The sequence below is a fragment of the Temperatibacter marinus genome (assembly GCF_031598375.1).
Classification (GTDB): Bacteria; Pseudomonadota; Alphaproteobacteria; order Sphingomonadales; family Kordiimonadaceae; genus Temperatibacter; species Temperatibacter marinus.
This window is the reverse complement of the sequence record NZ_CP123872.1, coordinates 2,299,079-2,320,461: the sequence shown is the minus strand read 5'-3', so window position 1 is coordinate 2,320,461 and position 21,383 is coordinate 2,299,079. Positions and strand designations below refer to the sequence as shown.

19 protein-coding genes and 3 tRNA genes are annotated in these 21,383 nt (G+C 44.7%); 7 read left to right on the top strand and 15 right to left on the bottom strand.

Annotated elements, in window-relative coordinates; genetic code table 11:
- Nucleotides 1-12: 12 nt before the first annotated feature.
- From aroC to QGN29_RS10305, 4 genes are read left to right on the top strand one after another with little or no spacing between them, the layout of a single operon-like run.
- Complete coding sequence (gene aroC / locus QGN29_RS10320) at nucleotides 13-1,086, top strand: chorismate synthase (RefSeq protein ID WP_310797772.1); 1,074 nt, start codon at nucleotides 13-15, stop codon at nucleotides 1,084-1,086.
- 32 nt (nucleotides 1,087-1,118) lie between these two features.
- Nucleotides 1,119-1,727 (top strand): PAS domain-containing protein, encoded by a 609-nt coding sequence (locus QGN29_RS10315; protein WP_310797771.1) that lies wholly within the window; start codon nucleotides 1,119-1,121, stop codon nucleotides 1,725-1,727.
- 13 nt (nucleotides 1,728-1,740) lie between these two features.
- On the top strand, nucleotides 1,741-2,685 hold the full coding sequence (locus QGN29_RS10310) for an alpha/beta fold hydrolase (protein ID WP_310797770.1): 945 nt from the start codon (nucleotides 1,741-1,743) through the stop codon (nucleotides 2,683-2,685).
- On the top strand, nucleotides 2,686-3,246 hold the full coding sequence (locus tag QGN29_RS10305) for a PAS domain-containing protein (RefSeq protein WP_310797769.1): 561 nt from the start codon (nucleotides 2,686-2,688) through the stop codon (nucleotides 3,244-3,246).
- Here the strand turns inward: QGN29_RS10305 and rlmD are convergent.
- From rlmD to QGN29_RS10275, 6 genes are all read right to left on the bottom strand, one after another.
- Nucleotides 3,230-4,501: a 23S rRNA (uracil(1939)-C(5))-methyltransferase RlmD gene (gene rlmD / locus QGN29_RS10300; RefSeq protein WP_310797768.1), complete on the bottom strand. Its 1,272-nt coding sequence runs from the start codon at nucleotides 4,499-4,501 to the stop codon at nucleotides 3,230-3,232. The two genes, QGN29_RS10305 and rlmD, sit on opposite strands and share 17 nt — an antisense overlap.
- A complete protein-coding gene (locus QGN29_RS10295) occupies nucleotides 4,494-5,246 on the bottom strand; it encodes a TlyA family RNA methyltransferase (protein WP_310797767.1) in 753 nt (250 codons plus the stop codon). Before QGN29_RS10295 ends, rlmD begins: the two co-directional genes overlap by 8 nt.
- 2 nt (nucleotides 5,247-5,248) lie before the next feature.
- Nucleotides 5,249-7,180, bottom strand: a complete 1,932-nt coding sequence (gene dxs / locus QGN29_RS10290; RefSeq protein WP_310797766.1) for a 1-deoxy-D-xylulose-5-phosphate synthase — start codon at nucleotides 7,178-7,180, stop codon at nucleotides 5,249-5,251.
- Nucleotides 7,181-7,215: 35 nt separating this feature from the next.
- Nucleotides 7,216-8,118 carry a polyprenyl synthetase family protein gene (locus tag QGN29_RS10285; protein WP_310797765.1) on the bottom strand — a complete coding sequence of 301 codons (903 nt, stop codon included), beginning with the start codon at nucleotides 8,116-8,118 and terminating at the stop codon, nucleotides 7,216-7,218.
- Nucleotides 8,119-8,121: 3 nt separating this feature from the next.
- Nucleotides 8,122-8,367 (bottom strand): exodeoxyribonuclease VII small subunit, encoded by a 246-nt coding sequence (locus QGN29_RS10280; RefSeq protein WP_310797764.1) that lies wholly within the window; start codon nucleotides 8,365-8,367, stop codon nucleotides 8,122-8,124.
- Nucleotides 8,368-8,489: 122 nt separating this feature from the next.
- Entirely contained in the window at nucleotides 8,490-10,286 is a 1,797-nt protein-coding gene (locus tag QGN29_RS10275; protein ID WP_310797763.1) for an acyl-CoA dehydrogenase, read from the bottom strand.
- A 105-nt stretch (nucleotides 10,287-10,391) separates the two neighbouring features.
- Here QGN29_RS10275 and QGN29_RS10270 point away from each other — a divergent pair, with 105 nt between their 5' ends.
- Nucleotides 10,392-11,336 carry an L-threonylcarbamoyladenylate synthase gene (locus tag QGN29_RS10270; protein WP_310797762.1) on the top strand — a complete coding sequence of 315 codons (945 nt, stop codon included), beginning with the start codon at nucleotides 10,392-10,394 and terminating at the stop codon, nucleotides 11,334-11,336.
- The gene (locus tag QGN29_RS10265; protein ID WP_310797761.1) at nucleotides 11,333-12,724 is read left to right on the top strand and encodes an FAD-binding oxidoreductase; all 1,392 of its coding nucleotides are present in this window, start codon (nucleotides 11,333-11,335) and stop codon (nucleotides 12,722-12,724) included. The genes QGN29_RS10270 and QGN29_RS10265 overlap by 4 nt, the downstream gene beginning before the upstream one ends.
- Nucleotides 12,725-12,776: 52 nt before the next feature.
- Here the strand turns inward: QGN29_RS10265 and QGN29_RS10260 are convergent.
- The 5 genes from QGN29_RS10260 to QGN29_RS10240 form a co-directional block, all read right to left on the bottom strand.
- Nucleotides 12,777-12,852, bottom strand: a tRNA-Glu gene (locus QGN29_RS10260).
- Between the two features lie 37 nt (nucleotides 12,853-12,889).
- Nucleotides 12,890-12,965 (bottom strand) — tRNA-Glu (locus QGN29_RS10255).
- A gap of 163 nt (nucleotides 12,966-13,128) precedes the next feature.
- A complete protein-coding gene (gene recJ / locus QGN29_RS10250) occupies nucleotides 13,129-14,946 on the bottom strand; it encodes a single-stranded-DNA-specific exonuclease RecJ (protein ID WP_310797760.1) in 1,818 nt (605 codons plus the stop codon).
- Nucleotides 14,947-14,959: 13 nt separating this feature from the next.
- Nucleotides 14,960-15,916 (bottom strand): class II fructose-bisphosphatase, encoded by a 957-nt coding sequence (gene glpX, locus QGN29_RS10245; protein ID WP_310797759.1) that lies wholly within the window; start codon nucleotides 15,914-15,916, stop codon nucleotides 14,960-14,962.
- Between the two features lie 83 nt (nucleotides 15,917-15,999).
- Entirely contained in the window at nucleotides 16,000-17,307 is a 1,308-nt protein-coding gene (locus QGN29_RS10240) for a homoserine dehydrogenase (protein WP_310797758.1), read from the bottom strand.
- A gap of 164 nt (nucleotides 17,308-17,471) precedes the next feature.
- Between QGN29_RS10240 and QGN29_RS10235 the strand changes: the two genes are divergently transcribed.
- Complete coding sequence (locus QGN29_RS10235) at nucleotides 17,472-19,295, top strand: PHA/PHB synthase family protein (RefSeq protein WP_310797757.1); 1,824 nt, start codon at nucleotides 17,472-17,474, stop codon at nucleotides 19,293-19,295.
- An 83-nt stretch (nucleotides 19,296-19,378) separates the two neighbouring features.
- Here the strand turns inward: QGN29_RS10235 and QGN29_RS10230 are convergent, their stop codons facing one another.
- The 4 genes from QGN29_RS10230 to QGN29_RS10215 all read right to left on the bottom strand — a co-directional run bounded on the left by QGN29_RS10230 (nucleotide 19,379) and on the right by QGN29_RS10215 (nucleotide 21,383).
- The gene (locus tag QGN29_RS10230) at nucleotides 19,379-19,657 is read right to left on the bottom strand and encodes an ETC complex I subunit (RefSeq protein ID WP_310797756.1); all 279 of its coding nucleotides are present in this window, start codon (nucleotides 19,655-19,657) and stop codon (nucleotides 19,379-19,381) included.
- Between the two features lie 142 nt (nucleotides 19,658-19,799).
- Nucleotides 19,800-20,549, bottom strand: coding sequence for a hypothetical protein (locus QGN29_RS10225; RefSeq protein WP_310797755.1), 750 nt, complete (start codon nucleotides 20,547-20,549; stop codon nucleotides 19,800-19,802).
- Nucleotides 20,550-20,720: 171 nt separating this feature from the next.
- A tRNA-Pro gene (locus tag QGN29_RS10220) sits at nucleotides 20,721-20,797 on the bottom strand.
- Between the two features lie 118 nt (nucleotides 20,798-20,915).
- Nucleotides 20,916-21,383, bottom strand: a complete 468-nt coding sequence (locus QGN29_RS10215; RefSeq protein WP_310797754.1) for a PaaI family thioesterase — start codon at nucleotides 21,381-21,383, stop codon at nucleotides 20,916-20,918.

Sequence of the window (21,383 nt, the reverse complement as noted above, 5' to 3'; positions counted from 1 at the left end):
GGAAGAATATCCGTGTCTTTTAATACCTTTGGTCATGTGTTTAGATTTACGACTTGGGGCGAAAGTCATGGGCCCGCTATCGGCTGTACTGTTGACGGCGTCCCTCCAGGACTTCCCTTAGATGAAGCCTATATTCAACAATTCCTTGATAAAAGAAAACCTGGTCAAAGCAAATTCACAACCCAGCGAAAAGAACCTGACCTAGTAAAAATCCTATCGGGTGTCTTTGAAGGAAAAACGACGGGCACGCCTATTCAGCTTATGATCGAGAATGTAGATCAGCGATCAAAGGATTACGGCAATATTGCTGAAACATATCGACCCGGCCATGCTGACATAACCTATGACACTAAATATGGTTTTCGTGATTATCGCGGCGGTGGGCGCTCGAGTGCCCGGGAAACAGCAAGTAGAGTTGCCGCCGGTGCCATTGCGCGTTTGATCATAGGTGACACTATTACCATTCGCGGCGCTATGGTGCAAATGGGCCCTACAAAAGTTAATCGTGATGATTTTAATTGGGAAACCGTGCATAAAAACCCTTTCTTTTGTCCCTCTGCGGTAACAGCTGAAAGCTGGGAAAAAGAACTAACGGAGATTAGAAAAGCGGGCAGTAGCATTGGCGCAGTAATTGAAATTGTTGCTGAGGGCGTGCCCGCAGGTATCGGGGCGCCGCTGTACCGGAAATTAGACAGCGATCTTGCCTGTGCTATGATGACGATAAATGCTGTAAAGGGTGTCGAAATTGGCGTAGGCATGGAAGCCGCTTTGCTTACAGGCGAAGAAAATGCAGATGAAATGACCCCAGATGCAAACGGAAATCCGGTATATCTCTCTAACAAAGCAGGAGGTGTGCTTGGTGGCATTGCGACAGGGCAACCTGTGGTTTGTCGTTTTTCTGTAAAGCCAACAAGCTCTATCTTAACTCCTAAAAAGTCCATTACTCGCTCAGGTGACGCCACTGAAGTTATGACCAAAGGCAGGCACGATCCGTGTGTTGGCATCCGAGCTGTGCCTGTAGGGGAAGCAATGATGGCGATTGTCTTAGCCGATCAAATTCTGATGCATAAAGCACAATGTGGGTAGATAGAAATCATTAACTATGTCATAAATGCATAATGATTATCTCTCAATTGGTAAAAGACTTTTTAACTTATTGGCAATCCATCAAAATGGACGGCCAAATTATTCCTTTAAAATCCAACTTTAAGCCATTTGAAGTACCGGAATGTGTCCCTTATCTATCAGTCCTTGAGGTGGAAGACCCCTCAGAGACTATTGAACAAGGAAAGGAAGATAATTCCCTTTGTGTTCGCATCAAATTAACAGGCACAAACGTCTATGAACGATATCAAATGGAATTAACTGGTACCAATATTTTAGATCTCTTTCCTGCAGAAGATCGACACCCGCTTTATGAGGGGTTTAAGAGCCTTATTGCACACCCTGCTGGTATTTGGCGTCGCATGATTTCTCCACATAGAAGAAATTTCCATCTCTATGATGAAAGCTTAATTTTACCTCTCTATGATGAAAGGCGAGATAAAAATATTCCTATTCTCTTATCTGTTGCTAAAGATATCGCCGAACAAGAATTTATTACATATTCCGAGGATGGTGGTCATATCCAGAAGGGGAATGAGCATCTATGGATTGATATTGGAAAAGGGGTTCCAGGGCCATTTTCAGGTCTAACGACAAACCAGTTCCTTGCGCATAGTCCATGACGAGGAGCTGACAATGAAATCTCTCAAAATCGCTCTTTATAGCTTTGCTCTTTTTCTTGCTGCATTCCTTGTTTTCTCTGAACCTGATTTAACCATTGAATCGTTAAAGGTGAAATATGCCAATGAACAGAGCCAGTGGCTCGCGCTCTCAGGCGGTACAGTTCATATTCAAACGTATGGAGATCCAAAAGAAGCCAGCCTTTTTCTAATCCATGGATCAAATAGCAGCCTTCATACATGGCACCCCTGGATTGAGATACTAAGTGATCAATTTCATATTGTGGCTATAGATATGCCTGGCCATGGACTGACAGGGGGCTATTCTTGCAACTATGCCTATGACTGTATGACGACTGTTGTTGAAGAAGTTAGGCAAAAGCTAGCGGTCGCTCAGCTCTATATTGCAGGCAATAGCATGGGCGGCGGAATTAGCGCTCATTATGCGCTCACCTATCCAGACAGAGTGAAAGGGCTTATTCTATTGGATGCAGCGGGCGTTCTTACCGATGAAGGTGAAACGGATAGACCTCTTGCTTTTAAACTCGCTCCCATTCCGGTCATTAATTTACTATTTGAATATATAACACCGCGCAGTGTTGTCGTCGAAGGCACAAAAAAAAGCATTTCAAATCACACTCTCATCACTAAAGAAATGATTGATCGATATTTTGACCTTAATCGAGTGGAAGGAAATCGACGAGCTACACGAATGCGCTTTGCTGGCTATGCAAAAAAACAACCAGACATTCAAGCTGAAATGATCACAGTTCCCACCTTAATTCTATGGGGAGAAGAGGATAAGTTAATCCACGTCTCCTCTGCTTATGAGTGGGACAGGCGCTTACCAAACGGCCGCCTAATCGTTTATCCTAAAGTCGGTCATTTACCTATGGAAGAAATTCCCTTACAGTCGGCAACAGCAGCTAAATCTTTTATCTTCGAAATCGAAAGGCCCTAAATGCAGATCGGCGAAATTGCTTCTGAATATCTAAATTTTTGGCACAGCTTACCCAAAAATAAAGACGGCCTACCGACTAAATCCTCTTTCAAATTACAGCGGATTCCAGAGAGTATTCCCCATTTATTAATTCTGGATGTTTATCAAGACGAAGCTTTCTATCACGCGAATATTCTCTTTGCAGGCAGTGCGAAATGCGCCCTATTCAAGGCCGAGATGAACGGACTTAATCTCTTGTTTTTATTTGATAAAAATACAAAGAAACAAATCTATAAAGATCTTAAAGATGTCATCACGACACCTTCCGTCTATTACCTTAAATCACTGACCCCTTATGAGCGGGGCATCAGCACTCTGGATGAAGTAGTCGCCGTTCCAATCTATGATGAAGTGGAAGATAAACGTCTCGTCTATATGCTATCCCACGGTGAGCCTGCAAGCGACTTTGATCCCATAGACTTGGTAAATGCTAGAGCTAAAATCATTATCAAAGACCACTGGCTCGATATTGGTCATGGCATTCCCAAAAACAAACCTGCTCTGATTATTGATGACGTCTAAAGATCCCAACCACTTCCAGGTGAGGGCTAAATAAGAACTGATCCACTGGGACAACTTTCTCTAGGGTGTATCCCCCATCAACCAACAGCCTAGCATCGCGGCCAAACGTATTTGGATTACAGGAAACCCCAACAATTGTTTGAACGTTCGATTGTGCAAGTTCTATAACTTGCTCTCTTGCTCCCGCACGAGGGGGATCAAATACGACAGCATCAAACGCCTCCAACTCTTTGAAAGTCAGCGGCCTTCTATAAAGATCACGATGCCGAACAAGGATTTTCTTAAGGCCTGTTGCACTATTAACGGCATTTTGGAGTGCGTCTGTTGCAGCTTTTGACCCTTCAACGGCGAGAACCTGCATTTCACTAGCAAGCGGTAAACTGAATGTGCCAATTCCACTAAAAAGGTCCGCCATACGCTTGTGCCCTCTTACAGCCTTTGCCATTTCATCAATCAAGCTCTTTTCTCCGGCTTGTGTCGCCTGTATGAAGGCCGCAGGTGGCAGTTCAGACAATTTGTCCCCAAAGAGCATTACAGGCTCGCGCCTGATAAGAACGGGATCCATAAAATCGCGATCCATCCAATGAATGGCTGCTACATCATATTTATGAGCAAAGTCTGATAGAGCTTCACGATCTGTTAAAGTCAGCTCGTGAGGAACATCAATCAACAGATCAAGACCCGAGTGAGCTAAGGTAATATGCACATTGCCACTATCACGATTTTTTAGCACCCCATTCAACAACTCCTTCAGCGGTGAAAATAAAGCTGTGATGGTTTTTTCAGTCACCGGGCATTCCTGTAAGTCAACAAGCTGTGCGGACCCTTGACGATTAAATCCTAACTTCAGAGATTTTCCTGTTTTAAGTACTTTTAAAGCAACGCGCCGTCTTGAATGAAGCGGACTAATGAGCGGTTCTGAGACACATTCTGTTGACAATTCGTGATGATCCAGTGCAGATGTAATCCGCTTTTTAATCCACTTTTTATACTGGTCATTAGGCAGCATCTGTAACTGACAGCCACCGCATTTACCGAAATGCTGACAAAGGGGATCAACTCTTTGCGCACTGTTTTTTTCAATCCGAAGAAGGTTAGTCGCATAGGAAGACTTTTGCTCTTTAATGATCTCGACTAATATTTCGTCTCCAGGCATTGTCATTGGCGCATAGACTGCCTTTTCTCCAATATACCCGACGCCGTCTCCCTGCGCTCCAATCTCTTCGATGAGAACCCGTTCTTGACCTTTATTCATTCCCCGCCCCCTTGGTTGCATAAAGAAGGAATTCAATATTCCCTTCGGGGCCCTTAATTGGGCTTTCTGTAATACCCTGAACTGTCCACTCACTCAGACTATTCACCCAATCGCGCATATCATCGCAGACAGCTTTATGAAGGGCTGGGTCTCTGACGACGCCGCCTTTTCCAACATTATCACGGCCGACTTCAAATTGAGGCTTAATCAAGACTGCCATACAAGCCTGCTCTTTGGTAAGGGACAGTGCTGCTGGCAATACTGTTTTTAAAGAAATGAAACTTGCGTCACAGACAACCATATCTGCTGCTGTGGAGATTTGCTCTTCAGTTAGATAGCGAGCGTTTGTCTTTTCAAGAACAACCACACGATCATCACTGCGTAATTTCCAAGCAAGCTGTCCATGCCCAACATCAACTGAATAAACACATGCCGCCCCGTGAGAAAGGGCAACATCAGTAAACCCTCCCGTTGAAGAACCCACATCTATCACTGTCCATCCCTGAGGATCAATTGCATATTCTTTCATGGCTTTTTCAAGTTTCAACCCCCCTCGAGAAACCCAAGGATGCTCTTTCCCTCTTACATCAAGGGATTGATCTTCTTTAATTTGATGGCCAGCTTTGGCGATTTTTTGTTCACCAAGAAAGACTTTTCCTGCCATAATTAAGGCCTGAGCTTTGGCCCGACTTTCAACCTGTCCGCGTTCCACTAAAGCAACATCTGCACGAATTTTCTTGGCCATGATTAGGCGCTCTCATCTGCCGCTGGAGATAAATCATTTCTTTGAAGTGCCTTTAAAACTGTCTCAACAATACCATCTGCTGTGAGGCCTGCATCAGCATACATTTCATCTGGTTTGCCATGTTCTTGGAATTCGTCTGGTAATTTCATCGTTCGCAATCGCAAAGGACCATCCATCAGTCCCGTTTCACAAAGATGATCGCTCACATGAGACCCAAAGCCCCCAATGGATCCCTCTTCAATTGTAACAACCAAATCATGACCAAGCGCTAGATCATTCACTAACCCTGTATCCAATGGCTTTGCAAAGCGGGCATCTGCCACTGTTGTAGAAAGACCACGGCTTTCAAGTTCATCCGCTGCCTTTAGAGCTTCTGCCATGCGAGCCCCCAATGAGAGAAGAGCAACCTTTGTGCCTTTGCGCATGATACGCCCTTTACCAATCTCAAGCTTTTCGCCTTCTTTTGGAAGCTCAACGCCCATCCCTTCTCCGCGGGGATAGCGTACAGCAATAGGCCCGTCATCATAAGCGGCAGCTGTGGCAATCATATGCTTGAGATCCGCTTCATCTGCAGCGGCCATTACAACCATATTTGGCAGGCTTGCAAGATAAGTAATATCAAAAGAGCCGGCATGCGTTGGACCATCAGCCCCTACAAGGCCTGCACGATCAATAGCAAATCTTACAGGTAGATTTTGCACACAGACATCATGAACAACTTGATCATAGGCCCGTTGAAGAAAAGTTGAATATATGGTGGCAAAAGGCTTATAGCCTTCACAGGCTAGCCCCGCAGCAAAAGTTACAGCATGTTGTTCAGCGATACCAACATCAAAAGTTCGCTCAGGAAAGGCCTTCCCAAACTTATCAAGCCCAGTCCCTGAGGGCATCGCTGCAGTTATGGCAACAATTTTATCATCTTTCTCCGCAGCTTGGATGAGAGCTTCTGCATAGACATTGGTATAGGTTGGGCTTTTAGGAGCAGACTTTTGTTGTTCTCCTGTCACAACATCAAATTTGGCCACCGCATGGTATTTCTCCTGATGAGGATCAGCAAAAGGATGACCGTGTCCTTTCTCAGTGACCACATGCACAAGTATCGGGCTTTCCTGGTCTTCAGCGTCTCTTACATTTTCCAATATGGGGATCAGATGATCCATATTGTGGCCGTCAATAGGCCCTACATAATACAGACCTAATTCATCAAAAAGCGTCCCACCTGTGGCAATTCCCCGTGCATATTCTTCACTGCGTCTAAAATAATCACCAAGCGTTCGCGGTAACTTATCGACAAGTTTCTTCATCCAGTTTCTCACACTCAAGAAACTCTTAGAGCTATGTACACGGGCCAAGTAAGCGCTCATCGCGCCTACAGCAGGAGCAATTGACATATCATTATCATTTAAAATGACCACCAGTCTATTACCAGCCTCTCGCGCATTGTTCATAGCTTCATAAGCCATACCAGCACTGATTGATCCATCCCCTATGACAGCAATGGCTTTACCTGGTTTACCATCCATCTTATTCGCGACTGCCATCCCCACTGCAGCAGAAATACTTGTCGAAGAATGGCCTGCCCCAAAGGGATCAAAATCACTTTCCTTCCTTTTGGTAAAAGGCGATAACCCTTTGGGCTGTCGGATGGTTCGCATCTGTTCGCGCCTGCCTGTAAGAATTTTATGAGGATAAGCCTGATGCCCCACATCCCATATCAATCGATCTTCAGGTGTATTAAAAACATAATGCAACGCAGTTGTCAGTTCTACGACACCGAGCCCAGCTCCAAAATGACCTCCCGTAACTGACACAGCGCTAATCATGTCTTGACGCAGTTCGTCCGCAAACTGACGCAGCTCTGATTTCTCAAGCTTTCTAAGGTCAGCTGGCTTAGTAATCTTATCTAGTAAGGGCGTCTCTGGACGACTTGTCATAATTACTCTTTATCCTCTTTAGGAAATTATTCGATTCATTTTCGGCGGTTTATAGCAAAATGAGCTACAGCACGCAAAAGGGAAGCTTTCTCATCAAATTCTTTTAGATGCTCTATCGCTTGATCTGCTAATATTTGGGCCTGTTTCTTTGCTCTTTCAAGTCCCATTAAGCCCAAAAGTGTTGCTTTGCCGGCTTCTGCATCTTTTCCAATAGCCTTTCCCGCCTCTTCTGTCGTACTTTCAACATCTAAGATGTCATCCGCTATCTGAAAGGCAAGACCTAAATCCCGCGCATATCCTTGCAAATGTTGATACATTCGACTATCAGCATGACCCATTATAGCGCCGGCTTCTACTGAAAAGGCGATCAAAGCCCCTGTTTTCATTTGCTGCAGACGATAAATTGCATTTTGGTCAAGATCAAACTCTTCTGCACGCATATCTATCATCTGACCGCCAACCATACCTGCATGCCCTGCTGCTTGCGCTAGAGCTGCGATTAATCGTACCCGCACATTAGCATCGGGGTGGGTTTTCTCATCTGAGAGAATATCAAAAGCAAGCGTTAGCAAGGCATCTCCTGCCAGAATTGCTGTTGCTTCATCAAAGGCTTTATGAACGGTTGGCTGACCCCGTCTCAAATCGTCATCGTCCATTGCAGGCAAATCATCATGAACCAGCGAGTATGTATGAACGCATTCTATTGCCGCTGCAACACGCAACGCTTGGTGTTTCCCTACGTCAAAGAGAGTACTACTGGCTAAAACTAGAAAAGGCCGCAACCGCTTACCGCCTGCAAAGACAGCATGACGCATCGCCTCTACTACCCGAGCTTCAGGCCCCTTGGGAAGGGCTAGCATAGGGTCTAGTACTTTTTCTACGGCATTAGACGTTGATTGAAGGGCATCAAGTAAAGCCTGATTTTGAAAATCTGGCATGGCCTAGTCACTTTCAAATGTTTCAGAACCTGTGGGCCCATCATTTGAAAGAGTTAGCTTTTCAATACGCGATTGGGCGGAAGCCAATTTTGCTTCGCAGTGCTTCTTTAAAAGAGTGCCCCGCGTATACAGATCAATACTATCCTCTAGTGGTGCTTGACCACTTTCAAGTTTAGATACAATCTGCTCAAGCGCGCCCATAGCTGCTTCAAAGCTCATTTCCTGAATATCTGCTGGAATATCAGTCACCAGGGATCCTCCTTTTATCTATCATTGTCTGCTTATAGAAGGCTGGCGGTCAGGATGCAATTGCTATTGAACAGTTGCATCCCGTTTTTTCATTTCTTGCACAGATGTGGGCTAAAATTACCCTATCCTTGCCTTAAGAAACCTTCTTCTTCGATTTCATAGAGGCGGTCAGCTCCCGCAGTTATAGGGCCAAGTAAACAAACAGCTGTTGGTAAAATCTGTTCAATATAGAATTTAGCAGTCACAATTTTTGCTTTTAAGAAGACAGGATTACCCTCATCACCGGCTAAGCGTCTTTCCGCTATAACGGCTTGCTTTGCAAGAAGATACGCTCCGACAACAGTTGAGAATAACCTCAGATAAGGCGTTGCGCCCGCAGCTGTATCGACGAGCCCTTCAAAGCCATTCGCAAATAAACTTTCTGAGGCAGATTCTAAGGCTTTTATCCCTTCTGAAAGTCCTTCCTTTTGACCAGAAAGAGAGCGATCCATAGATTGAACAAAAGCTTTGATCTCAGCAATCATATGCTTCCAATGTTCACCGCCGTCCATATTCAATTTCCGCCCGACAAGGTCTAAAGCCTGAATGCCGTTCGTCCCTTCGTAGATCGGGGCGATTCTAATGTCTCTATAGAATTGCGCCACGCCAGTTTCTTCGACATATCCCATACCTCCAAAGACTTGAACTGCCATTGATGCGACTTCACACCCGATATCAGTTGCATAGGCTTTAGAAAGGGGCGTTAGCAAATCAGATTCGCCTAATGCAAGGCGCTTCGCTTCTTCATCCGTAGATTTATGAGCTTGATCAATGGCCCAAACATTCCGGTAAAGAATGGCACGTGCAGCTTCGATATGAGCACGCATTGTCATTAACGTTCTGCGAATATCAGGATGATTAATAATTGCCACAGACGATCTGTCTTTTGATCCAATTTGAGCACTCTGTATGCGCTCTGCTGCAAAGTTCACAGCATTCTGATAGGCCCGTTCGCCGATAGAAACACCCTGAAGGCCCACCATAATTCTTGCATGGTTCATCATGGTAAACATATTTGCCATACCTTTATTCTCGCGGCCGACAAGATAGCCAACGCAAGAATTCTTTTCACCAAAAGATAAGACACATGTGGGACTAGAATGTATACCAAGCTTATGCTCTACCCCAACACATTTCACGTCGTTCCGTTCGCCTCGTGTTCCATCATCCTTCACAAGATACTTAGGGACAACAAACATAGAAATGCCGCGCGTTCCTTCAGGGGCGCCTGGCGTCCGTGCAAGCACAAGGTGAATGATATTTTCGCTCAATTCATGCTCACCCCAAGAAATAAAAATCTTTTGACCTTTGATATGATAACTGCCGTCTTCTTGCGGTTCAGCTTTGGTTTTTAAGGCCCCAACATCCGATCCCGCAGCTGGTTCGGTCAAATTCATACTGCCAGACCATTCACCAGAAACCATCTTCGGTAGATATTTCTCTTTGATGGCATCACTCCCATGGGCTTGAATCGCACTAACGGCACCGTTAGAGAGAATCCAGTGAAGACTATAAGCCATATTCGCTGAAGTTAGCATTTCTGCGAAAGCAAGCGATAATGTTTCAGGAAGCCCTTGGCCACCAAACTCAGGATTATTGGCTAGTGTATTCCATCCATTCTCAACATAAGCTTTATGAATTGGGTCTAATTCTGGAGAAACTGTAACAACCCCATCATTCAATTTTGCACCAAATAAATCACAGGGACCATTTGTTGGGGCAATCATTTCACTGGCAAACTTCCCACCCTCGTCAAGGATAGCTGCCACCATATCTTCAGACGCATCTTCAAAGCCCGGGAGCTTGTCCCACTCTTTCATGCTGCTGATTGTTTCTAGGACAAAACTGATCTCTTCTAGGGGAGCCTTATAATCAGTCATAACTTATACCTCCATACTCATTAGAACATTACACTTGCGATATTATCATCATCAAAGTATTCAAAGAACATAGCCTTTTTATCACGTACATCAAGGATTATAAGAGTGATCATTAAAGAAAATGCTGCAGGTGCGAAGGAAAAAGCCCTAGACCTCCTCTCTAATGGAGAGTTGGTTGCCATTCCCACTGAGACTGTCTACGGCCTTGCCGCTGATGCCAGCAATGAGCAGGCTGTTGCTCTAATTTATGCCGCCAAGGGTCGCCCTTCATATAACCCTTTAATCTGTCATGTTTCTGACATAGAAATGGCTGCGCGTTATGTTGATATTAAGACAACCGCCCAGAAATTAATCGACAAATTTTGGCCAGGTCCGCTCACATTTGTCTTACCGCGGAAGCAGAATTGCAGCCTTGCCAAAGCAGTCTCTGCTGGTCTTGATACTCTTGCTGTGCGCTGTCCACAAAATGAGACCATCCGAGCACTTATTGCAGAACTGAATAAACCAATCGCGGCACCCAGTGCCAACCCATCAGGCAAAATTTCTCCAACATGTGCCGCAGATGTAGAGGAAGGTCTGGGAAGTAAAGTCAGCCTCATTTTAGACGGTGGGCCTTGTGTTGTTGGCTTAGAATCGACTATTATTTCCATTGAAAACAATAAGATATCTCTTCTTAGACCTGGAACAATTCAGAGTGATGAAATTGCAGCTGTCGCAAAGTGTCCTGTTTTTGATCGTGAAGGATCAGAAATTACGGCTCCGGGGCAACTGAGCTCGCATTATGCTCCGAATACTCAAGTGACATTAAAGTATAGTGGACCACCTAATGACGATATATTCATTATAGGGTTTGGTGATAATCAAGGAAACCTGAATTTATCGGCAAAGGGTCATTTAGAGGAAGCCGGCCGAAATCTCTTTGCCAGTTTAAGAAAAGCTGATCAGGCTGGGAAAAAAGCCATTGCGGTTGTACCTATCCCTGCAACGGGTATTGGCATCGCCATAAATGATCGTTTGAAACGCGCTGCCGCACCCAAGGATCACGCATGACAATCAAGACTGAACATCTAAGAGATTTCAAAGCCTTGCTGCCTGAAAATCAGTGGACAGAGGATCAAAATATTATCGCCCCTCACTTAAGTGAATGGCGCGATAAATTTCATGGGTCGACCCCCCTGATGTTGATGCCCATGTCTACTGCTGATGTGCAAAAAATTCTAATTTTGGCCAACAAAGCAGAAGTAAACCTCTCTATTCAAGGGGGCAATACAGGATTGGTTGGGGGTAGTACTCCTGGATTAGAGAACAGAGAAGAAATCCTGGTCTCCCTAAAAAAGATGTCTCGTGTAGAGGCACCTTGCTCTGATACGATGACCATAACAGTGGAAGCTGGGGCCATTTTATCGACCGTTCACACAGAAGCAGAGCCTTATCATTTCCCTCTATCGCTCGCGTCAGAAGGCTCCTGTACAATTGGCGGGACGATGGCAACCAATGCAGGCGGCATTCATGTTATTCGTTACGGCACGATGCGTCATTTGGTTGCTGGTATCGAAGCTGTCTTGCCTGACGGCACTATTTTTAGCAACCTTGGTGGCTTAAAAAAAGACAACACGGGCTTTGATCTACAAAATCTACTTATTGGCTCTGAAGGAACGCTAGGAATAATCACAAAAGCAAAGCTAAAGCTTTTTCCAAAACCAAACACTCTTGTTACGGGGTGGCTCTCTGTCCATGACATTGATAAGTGCCTGCCTTTAATGAATGCTTTACAAACACTCTCAAATCAAGGGTTGCACGCCTTTGAAGTGATGGGCAAGACTGGCTTAGACTTTGTGGAAAAGCACATGGCGGGCAAAGCACCCGTTTCCCAGCTTGCCCCATGGTCAATTCTATTTGATATTGAGATTGAAGGTCCTGACAGCCTTGAAAAGGCACTGGCTGAATGTTTGGATAGCGGGGCCATCACTGATGCCGTCATTGCCCAAAATAAAGCACAACAAAAGGCTCTCTGGGCTTTAAGAGAAAATCTTTCAGAAGCCCAAAAGTATGAAGGGGGCAGCATAAAGCATGACATTAGCCTACCACTTGAGCAGCTTGCATCCTTCATGAAACAGGCCCCACATAGAATTCAATCTATTGTTAAAGGGGCGCGACCAACCCCCTTTGGGCATTTTGGGGATGGCAATCTCCATTACAACATCATGCAACCCGAAACCATGGCTAAAGAGACATTTTTAAACCACTGGCCAGAGATGAACGCAGCCATCCATGACCTAGTCTGCTCCATGAAGGGATCCATCTCTGCAGAGCATGGTATTGGTACCCTTAAACGTGAAGAACTAGCTTTGAGACATCCGGAAAAAGTTGCTGCTTTCAAAAAAATAAAAGCAGCTCTTGACCCTAAGGATATCTTAAACAAAGGACGCGTAATTTAAAGAGAGATTGATCATAAAAAAAGCAGGCCGAAGCCTGCTATTTTATAAAGAATGGTGATCCCTACGGGACTCGAACCCGTGTTTCCGCCGTGAAAGGGCAGCGTCCTAGGCCACTAGACGAAGGGACCGCTATTCTTATGCTTGGTTACTCTGACCACTCAGATATGGTGATCCCTACGGGACTCGAACCCGTGTTTCCGCCGTGAAAGGGCAGCGTCCTAGGCCACTAGACGAAGGGACCAAATAACCAATCTGTTACTCATTTCTGGGCAACGAGAGGCTTGTTAAAGGTTTCCCCTCGTTTGGTCAACCTCTTTTTACATTATTCTGCAATAATTTTTCAATTTTCTTGATAGGACCCTTCTTCCCCATCCATTGCGGGGAATTTACCTCTGTAGAAGCCTTTAGCAAGAGGCCAGATCTTCTAGTGTCATCTCAACAGATTCACGCCCCCCCCAGGTGTTGACTTTCACCTTTCCAACGATATGAAATTTTTTGCCAATCCCCCCTTCTAAGCTGTTTCCAAGAGGCTCGCCTAAACTTCTAAAAGCCATGGCTTTCATCGAGGATCCATCTTTAGATGTAAAAATTGCCCGCATGTGATTCTGCCCGACAACATCAACCTTTGTGAGGGTCACATGTGAAAAAGCAAGTTTAGGCCCAGGGTTACCAACACCGAATGGTCCCACCTTTTCAATATCCTCGATCATTTGAGGTTGGCAGGCCATAAAGGTTGTCACAGTATCAATTTCAAGGGTGCGAGTCTCTGAAGCCTTAGAGACTGCTTCAGCCATATGGGCCCCGAGAAAGTGTTCCAAGTCATCCAAACGATCCTCCATCACTGTTAAGCCGGCGGCCATTGCATGCCCGCCTCCTTTCACAAGAATTTCTTTCGCCTGAGCTTCTAGAACTGCAGCGCCCAGATCAACACCCGTGATGGATCGTCCTGATCCTTTGGCTTCTCCATTCTCTTCAATTGCTAACACAAAAGCTGGTTTGTTGTATTTTTCCTTCAAGCGGCTTGCAACAATACCGATAACCCCAGCATGCCAGCCTTTTGCAGCGACAAAAACCAAAGTTTCGGGACCACCATCTGGCCCGTATTTTTTTGTCATCATTGAAAAGGCTTCATCGAGCACATGTGCCTCGATAACTTTGCGATCTTGGTTATAACCATCTAATTTATCTGCAATTTGGCGTGCAGCTTGATAATCGTCTAAAGCCAGCAATCTCGCACCGAGGCCAGCCTCTCCCACGCGGCCTCCAGCATTCACTCTGGGCCCTAAGACAAAACCAAGATGATATGCATTCGGAGCTTCGTCTACACGACCAACGTCAGAGAGAGCTACAATGCCTGCATTTTGACGCTGGGCCATAATCTTCAACCCTTGCTTAACAAAGGCTCTATTGACGCCTGTGAGGGGCACTACATCACAGACTGTGCCCAAGGCAACAATATCCAAGAGAGACAACAAATTGGGTTCTTTTATCTGCTGAGATGAGAACCAGCCTCGTTCACGTAATCCTTTATTGAGTGCGACTAAAAGCATAAAAGTAACACCCGCAGCTGCCAATTGTCCGTAGTGACCACTCTCATCTAATCTGTTGGGATTCACAACGGCAACAGCTTTTGGAAGCGTTGTTTCGGCTTTGTGATGATCAACCACAACAATGTCCAGGCCCAAATTAAACGCATCTTCTAGAGGTTGAAATGACAAGGTGCCGCAGTCGACTGTGATGACAACTTTCGCCCCTTTGCTATGAAGGCGTGTCAGAGCAGCCGTGTTAGGGCCATAGCCTTCAAGATTGCGGTCTGGAATATGAACCATCATCTGCCGATTGATCATTCTAAAATACCGAATGAGAAGTGCTGATGATGTGGCACCATCCACATCATAATCACCGAAAACTGCGACCTTTTCCTCTCTTTCAAGAGCTTGGCATAATCGATCAACCGCCTTATCCATATCCAAAAATTCATTCGGGTCAGGCAAACTATTTCTCAAGCTTGGCTCATAAAATTCTGCCGCATGCTCTATGTCTATATTGCGCGCGGCGATAATTTGCCCAACGATTGGGGAAACACCGAGAAGGTCTGCGATCGCCTCTGCATGTCTTGAGATAAAGGGCTTCAAAGACCATCGCTGGCCAAGACTAGAACGGCGAACACCTAATAAAGTATCCGCCGTGTCATCACTATTTTTTATCGTATCATGAGTCATTCACTCAGATTAACTAGTCTTCATCAGGATGGAAAGCTTTAATCCAACGAACTGTTTTGGTTTCAGACCGCATAATGATTGTTTCTGTTGTGAACCCTCCAGGTTTACGACGCACACCTTCAAGCAATGAACCATCTGTCACGCCTGTTGCAGCAAAGATAACTTCCTTACTGGCGAGTTCAGTCAGTGTATATTTACGGTCTAAATCCTTAATACCCCATTTGCGTGCTCGAGCGCGCTCATCGTCGTTTCTAAAAAGTAAACGGCCCTGGAATTGCCCGCCAATACATCGTAATGCCGCAGCAGCCAGAACGCCTTCAGGAGCACCACCTGCCCCAATATATAAGTCAACACCGGCTTCTTCATTGGTGGTATCAATAACACCTGCGACATCGCCGTCGCCAATAAGTTTCACACCGCACCCTAGACTGCGAAGTTCTTTAATTTTATCAACATGACGCGGGCGATCAAGGACACAGACTATCATTTGATCAATCGTTTTGCCTTTTGCTTTGGCAACAGATCTTACATTTTCTTCCACTGACTTATCTAAATCTATAACACCTTCTGGAAGACCACCGCCAACAGCAATTTTATCCATGTAAACATCAGGTGCATTCAACAGACCGCCTTTCGGTGCCGCTGCAATAACAGCAAGAGCATTTGGTTGACCCTTTGCACATATTGTTGTGCCCTCAAGAGGATCCATAGCAAGATCAACATCTGCTCCGCCAGAACCAACTTCTTCTCCGATGAAAAGCATTGGCGCTTCATCGCGTTCACCTTCGCCGATTACAACAGTGCCATTGATCGGCAGAGTATTGAGGGAATTTCGCATGCCTTCAACGGCTGCAGCATCTGCCGCTTTTTCGTCACCGCGTCCAATGAGCCCCGCACAAGATAAGGCAGCAGCCTCTGTAACGCGAGCAAATTCAATGACGAGATCTCTACCTAAATGGGTCGAGCTCATAATATATCTCCTTTATGTCAAATCATGCCTCACACTATTTGGGACCAGTGAGACAAAATTATGAATGCCTAATGACACATTTACTAAACTTTGGCAATCCTTAGAACCACAGGTTTGTCTAATATTTTCATTTCATTTATGGCATGTAGTTTCTCTATCGCTGTGTGAACGGCGCTTCCTTGAATTGGGTGCGTCGTCAGAACCATATATACACCGCCGTCTTCAGCAGATCCAAGCTGGATCATACTTTCAATGGAGACATTAGAATCACGAAGGACTGATGTTATTTCAGCCATTTTTCCAAGTTCATCAATCACACGAAAACGAATATAATAACTGCCTACATGTTCATCGCTTGAAACAGGAATAAGTTTTTTCAATTCATTTGACGGTACACCAAAAGCCGGACGGTTATTCCCACTTGCATAATCAACCACATCGGCCATGACGGCACTGGCTGTAGGTAATTCACCTGCGCCAGCCCCAATATAGACGGTTTCTCCAACAGCATCACCATAGACTTGAACGGCATTTGTCGCTCCAGAAACATTTGCAAGAGCCGTTTCCAAGGGAACCATGGCCGGGTGAACATGTTGTTCAATACCAGTCTCTGTACGGCGTACACTGCCGAGAAGTTTAATCGTATAGCCAAGCGTTCTCGCATAATCGATATCGACGGAAGCAATCGCTCTAATGCCCTCGCATTCAATGGCGGCAAAGTCTGGCTCTACACCAAAGGCTAAGGCTGCTAATATCGCTGTTTTATGGGCTGTATCAATACCGTCCACATCAAAAGTGGGGTCGGCTTCTGCATAACCTAGACGCTGCGCATCTGCGAGAACTTCTTCAAACCCAAGGCCCTCATTCTCCATGCGTGTAAGGATATAATTACAGGTTCCGTTTAAAATGCCCCGCAGATTACTCATCTGATTGCCAGCAAGTCCCTCTTTTAGGGCTTTAAGAATTGGAATGCCGCCTGCAACAGCTGCTTCGAAAGCAAGGAAGCTATCATGTTCTTCAGCAAGTTTAGCCAATTCTTTTCCATGAATAGCAATCAAAGCCTTATTTGCAGTCACAAAGGCTTTGCCTTTTTTAAGTGTATTTCTAGCCAGTGCCAAAGCTGTCCCATCACTGCCCCCGACAAGCTCAATAACAACATCAACACCGTCATGGTCAGCCAGCGAAGTCGTGTCATCTACCCAGGCATAGGACGACAGATCCACGCCTCGATCTCGGTTTCTATCTCGTGCAGAAACTGCAACAATTTCCACCGTTCGGCCTGAGCGTTGCTCAAGCATGGCAGTATGTTTCTCAATAATACGAATAACGCCCACGCCAACAGTCCCTAGACCGGCGATGGCAACCCCAATGGCATTGTTTTTATCAGACATGAGCTTACTCCAAGACTTATACTTTAGGTAAAAGTGGCGCTAGCACGATTCCCATAACAGGTCCAGCCAAAAGAAAGAATTTAGCAATATCACGCATCATTCTATTGCATTAAAAGCGCTTCTTGATAACATAAGATCAGGCCGCGTTTTTTTGGAGCAATTTTATGTCTAATGAACAGAATGAGCAAAATAATTTTCCTTGGTCTGAAGAAGAATTAAAGACCCTCTCAGACATCATGGTCAAAGCTTCTGAGCAATCACAGTCATTATTCACTGAATATCTCAGCAAAATACCAACAGAATCGCCCCCATCAGGCATGCCTGATCCCTTTCATCTGATGAAAAACTATTTTTCTATGACGAATGAGATGATGAAGCATCCAGAGAAATTAGTAAGCCATCAAATGGCATTATTCGAAGATTATGGCCGCTTGTGGGATCATGCGACCAAAAAACAGGCGGGTGAAGACGTTGAAGATATCATCGATTCAAGCCGAGATAAACGTTTCAAATCAAAAGATTGGTCAGAAAACACGACCTTTGATTTCATAAAAAACTCTTACCTCCTTCTCTCAAAACATATTTATGCGTCCCTCGAAAGCCTTGAAGGCATTGATCACCATGAGAAAGAGAAGATAGACTTTTTCACCAAACAAATGGTGGATGCCTTTTCGCCTAGTAATTTTATCATGACCAATCCCGATGTTCTGAAGGAGACGATGGAAACAAAGGGGGAAAACCTGATGAAAGGCATGCAAAATATGATGCATGACCTGCAGGAAGGTCAGAACAGTGTACCCCTCATCTCAATGGTGGATAAAAGTCAATTCGAAGTGGGAAAGAATGTTGCGGTTACTAAGGGTAAAGTCGTTTTCAAAAATGATCTGATAGAGCTTATTCAGTATGCGCCGACCACAAACAAGATTAAAAAAGCACCGATGGTCTTCTTCCCGCCCTGGATCAATAAATATTACATTCTTGATCTAAACGAAAAGAAATCCATTGTTCAATGGTTGGTCAATCAAGGGTTCACAACTTTTATGGTCAGCTGGGTTAATCCAACGGCAGAACACCGTGATAAAGGTTTGGATAACTATCTTCAAGAAGGCTATCTTGAAGCTTTAAAGGTTGTGCAAGAAATCACGGGTGAGAAAGCGATCCATACAACGGGCTATTGTGTGGGCGGCACCATGCTGACCGCAGCCCTTGCCTATTTACAGGCAACCAATCAAGCTGAGATGATTAAATCAGCCTCTCTCTTCACAACGCTTACCAACTTTGATGATGCAGGCGAACTTCTGACTTTCATCGATGAAGAACAAGTCGCTGGGATAAAATCTATGATGGCTTCCCAAGGCTATATGGACGGCAAAGCCATGGCTCTGACGTTTAACATGCTAAGATCCAATGATTTAATCTGGTCATATCTGATTAATAATTATCTCTTAGGGAAAGAACCAATGGCCTTTGATCTTCTCTATTGGAATTCTGACAGCACAAATCAGGCCGAAAAATGCCACAGCGAATATTTAGAAAACATGTATCTTCATAATAAATTGAAAGATCCTGAGGGGGTGACATTATGTGATGTACCCCTAGACCTGTCTCAGATTGACACGCCGCTCTATATCCTCGCAACTGTGGATGATCATATTGCCCCAGCACAAAGCGTTTATTCTCTTAGAAATCGTGTAAAAAGCCCTGCTCGCTTTGTATTGGGGGGAAGTGGTCATATCGCCGGGGTGATTAACCCTCCGCTTGCAGATAACACGGGGGGTAAATATTGGTATATGGTGAATGATGCAAAAGCTGATACTTTAGATGACTATATGGCTAACACAGAGAAGCATGAGGGCAGTTGGTGGCCTGACTGGCTCACTTGGCTGAATAAACGCAGTAAAAGACAGACAGAGCCGCGTATTCCTGGGGAAGGCCCCTATCCTGCCCTTGAAGATGCCCCTGGCAGTTATGTTAAGGTTAAAGCCTAACAGACTGAAGGCCTAACAGACTGAGATTAAAAAAAGGCATCCAAAATGAATGCCTTCACCAAAAACCCTATCTGGCAGATAGCTTACTTAAAGTTATCTGCATAAGCCTGAAAACGCACACGACGACTTTGCTGTGGCTTTACATCGTAGTCGATCCCTTTACGCTTTGCATAGGCTTCTGCTTCGTCTTGTGACGGAAAAGAAAGCTTCACTTGTTGTAGGGCGTCTTTAGTCCCGGTCCACCCCATCAGAGTTTCAACAGCCTTTTGACCCGCAGGTTCATACTCTAGAACCCACTTATCAGAACCACGAGAGCCAGATTGAGTTACACTTTTAGAAGGGCAGTAAATACGTGCTTTCATCATTCAAACCTTATTTTATAAGATATTAGATTTCAACTTTGGAGTACCACAAAAAACCATCTGCGCAAATCATATTTAGCTGGAAAGGTAAAAAACAGCCGCTCCATAACAAATTAAAAGCTTAAAATTCTGCTATACTTTCTTATGACTGCCCTTCATTAAGGGGAAGTTCTTTAATGTTTTGCTGCTCCATAATGGCCTCCACAGAAGCCAAGACTCGTTTAACTTGCTTGTAATGATACATTCTAAATTCTGACATCTCATGGGTTCGCCACGTTATATTACTCACAATATTTTTAAATTTTTTATTTTGAGAGATCTTTTCGAAATCAAATACTAAAGTGGCTTGATTACGTGCTACTGATTTCACATAGTAGAAATCTATTAAGGGGGACGTAATAGTGCTATTAAGGTCTTCAATACTATTAAGGATATTTTTGCGCCGGTAGTAAGCGTCTTCCAGATTACCAAGATCCTTCAGCAAGGTCTTATCCTGAATAATACTAAGCAAGCCAGTAGACTTTAATTCTTCAAAGGTCTGCCAGCTGAGAGCCAGCTCATTTCTGAATCCCAAATAAAAAAGGCCCGTTGAAAATACCTGTAAATCTTTCTCTTCCAGCTTTCCTTCATCAAGGCTCTTTTTAATGATCATTTCCGACTGATAGCGTGCTTCATCCCACCGGATATTATACTCGGTATTTTTAATCGTCGTTGTTAAATCACGATGAAGTCTGGCAATATATTCTTGCTCTAAACTTTCTTGCTTTTTACCTTCGTTCCAATTGGTAACCTGCATGCCAAGAAAAATACCAACGATGACAACAATGACATCCAGCCCAACAGCAACCCAATTCTGCTCTGAAACATGTTTAATAAATTTACGTAAAATCATCCCTACACCCCTCACCCTTCATCAGAGAACAATAGACTAATGTATTTTGAGAAGCTTGTAAAAACAGAAAGATACCCAACAAAAAAGCCTCACTGTTTCCAGTGAGGCTTTTTGAATGCTCGAGGTTTGGGTCTCTCAAGCGATCGTCGTATTTTCTCCCGAAGGAGAAGATGGTCGGGGAGACAAGATTCGAACTTGCGACCCCCTGTACCCAAAACAGGTGCGCTACCAGGCTGCGCCACTCCCCGGCGCGGGTGTGTATCTATGACCTACGGCGTATAAATGCAAGGGGAAAAATCAATTTTCGTGAAAAATCTTACAAAAACTTACTTTCCTGCTGATTTTTAGTGCTTTCGGATAAGATTATTACCCGTATTCTTTACCAGCACGATGTTTGAAAATACCAGAAACTGTGAATATAATCTTCGAATCTATCATCAATTGCCCCTCTAAGAAGGCGAGTGAGCCTGTACGCTTTACCATCCATGCTTTTCCAGTGACCCAGGCCCCTACAGGGGCTCTCCCTAAAAACTCACTGGTCATCTTCACTGTGACAAAGGGCGGGGGTAATCGCTTAAAGACTGCGGTGGCAAGAAGAACATCTGCAAATGTCATCAGCAAGCCTCCGTGAGCCATTGCTCCCGCATTGGTATGCTTAGGCAGCACACGAAAGCCACGCTCCCATTGCTCATTCCCCTTCTCGTCCGTATAAATCCGTTCAAAAATTGGCCCTGCATGGCAGGCATATTCGCTGTGGCTTGTAATAGCGTTAAAACCGTCAGGGGCCTCTGAGGCGACTAAATCCTCTGCGTTATACTCAAAAACAGGAAACAT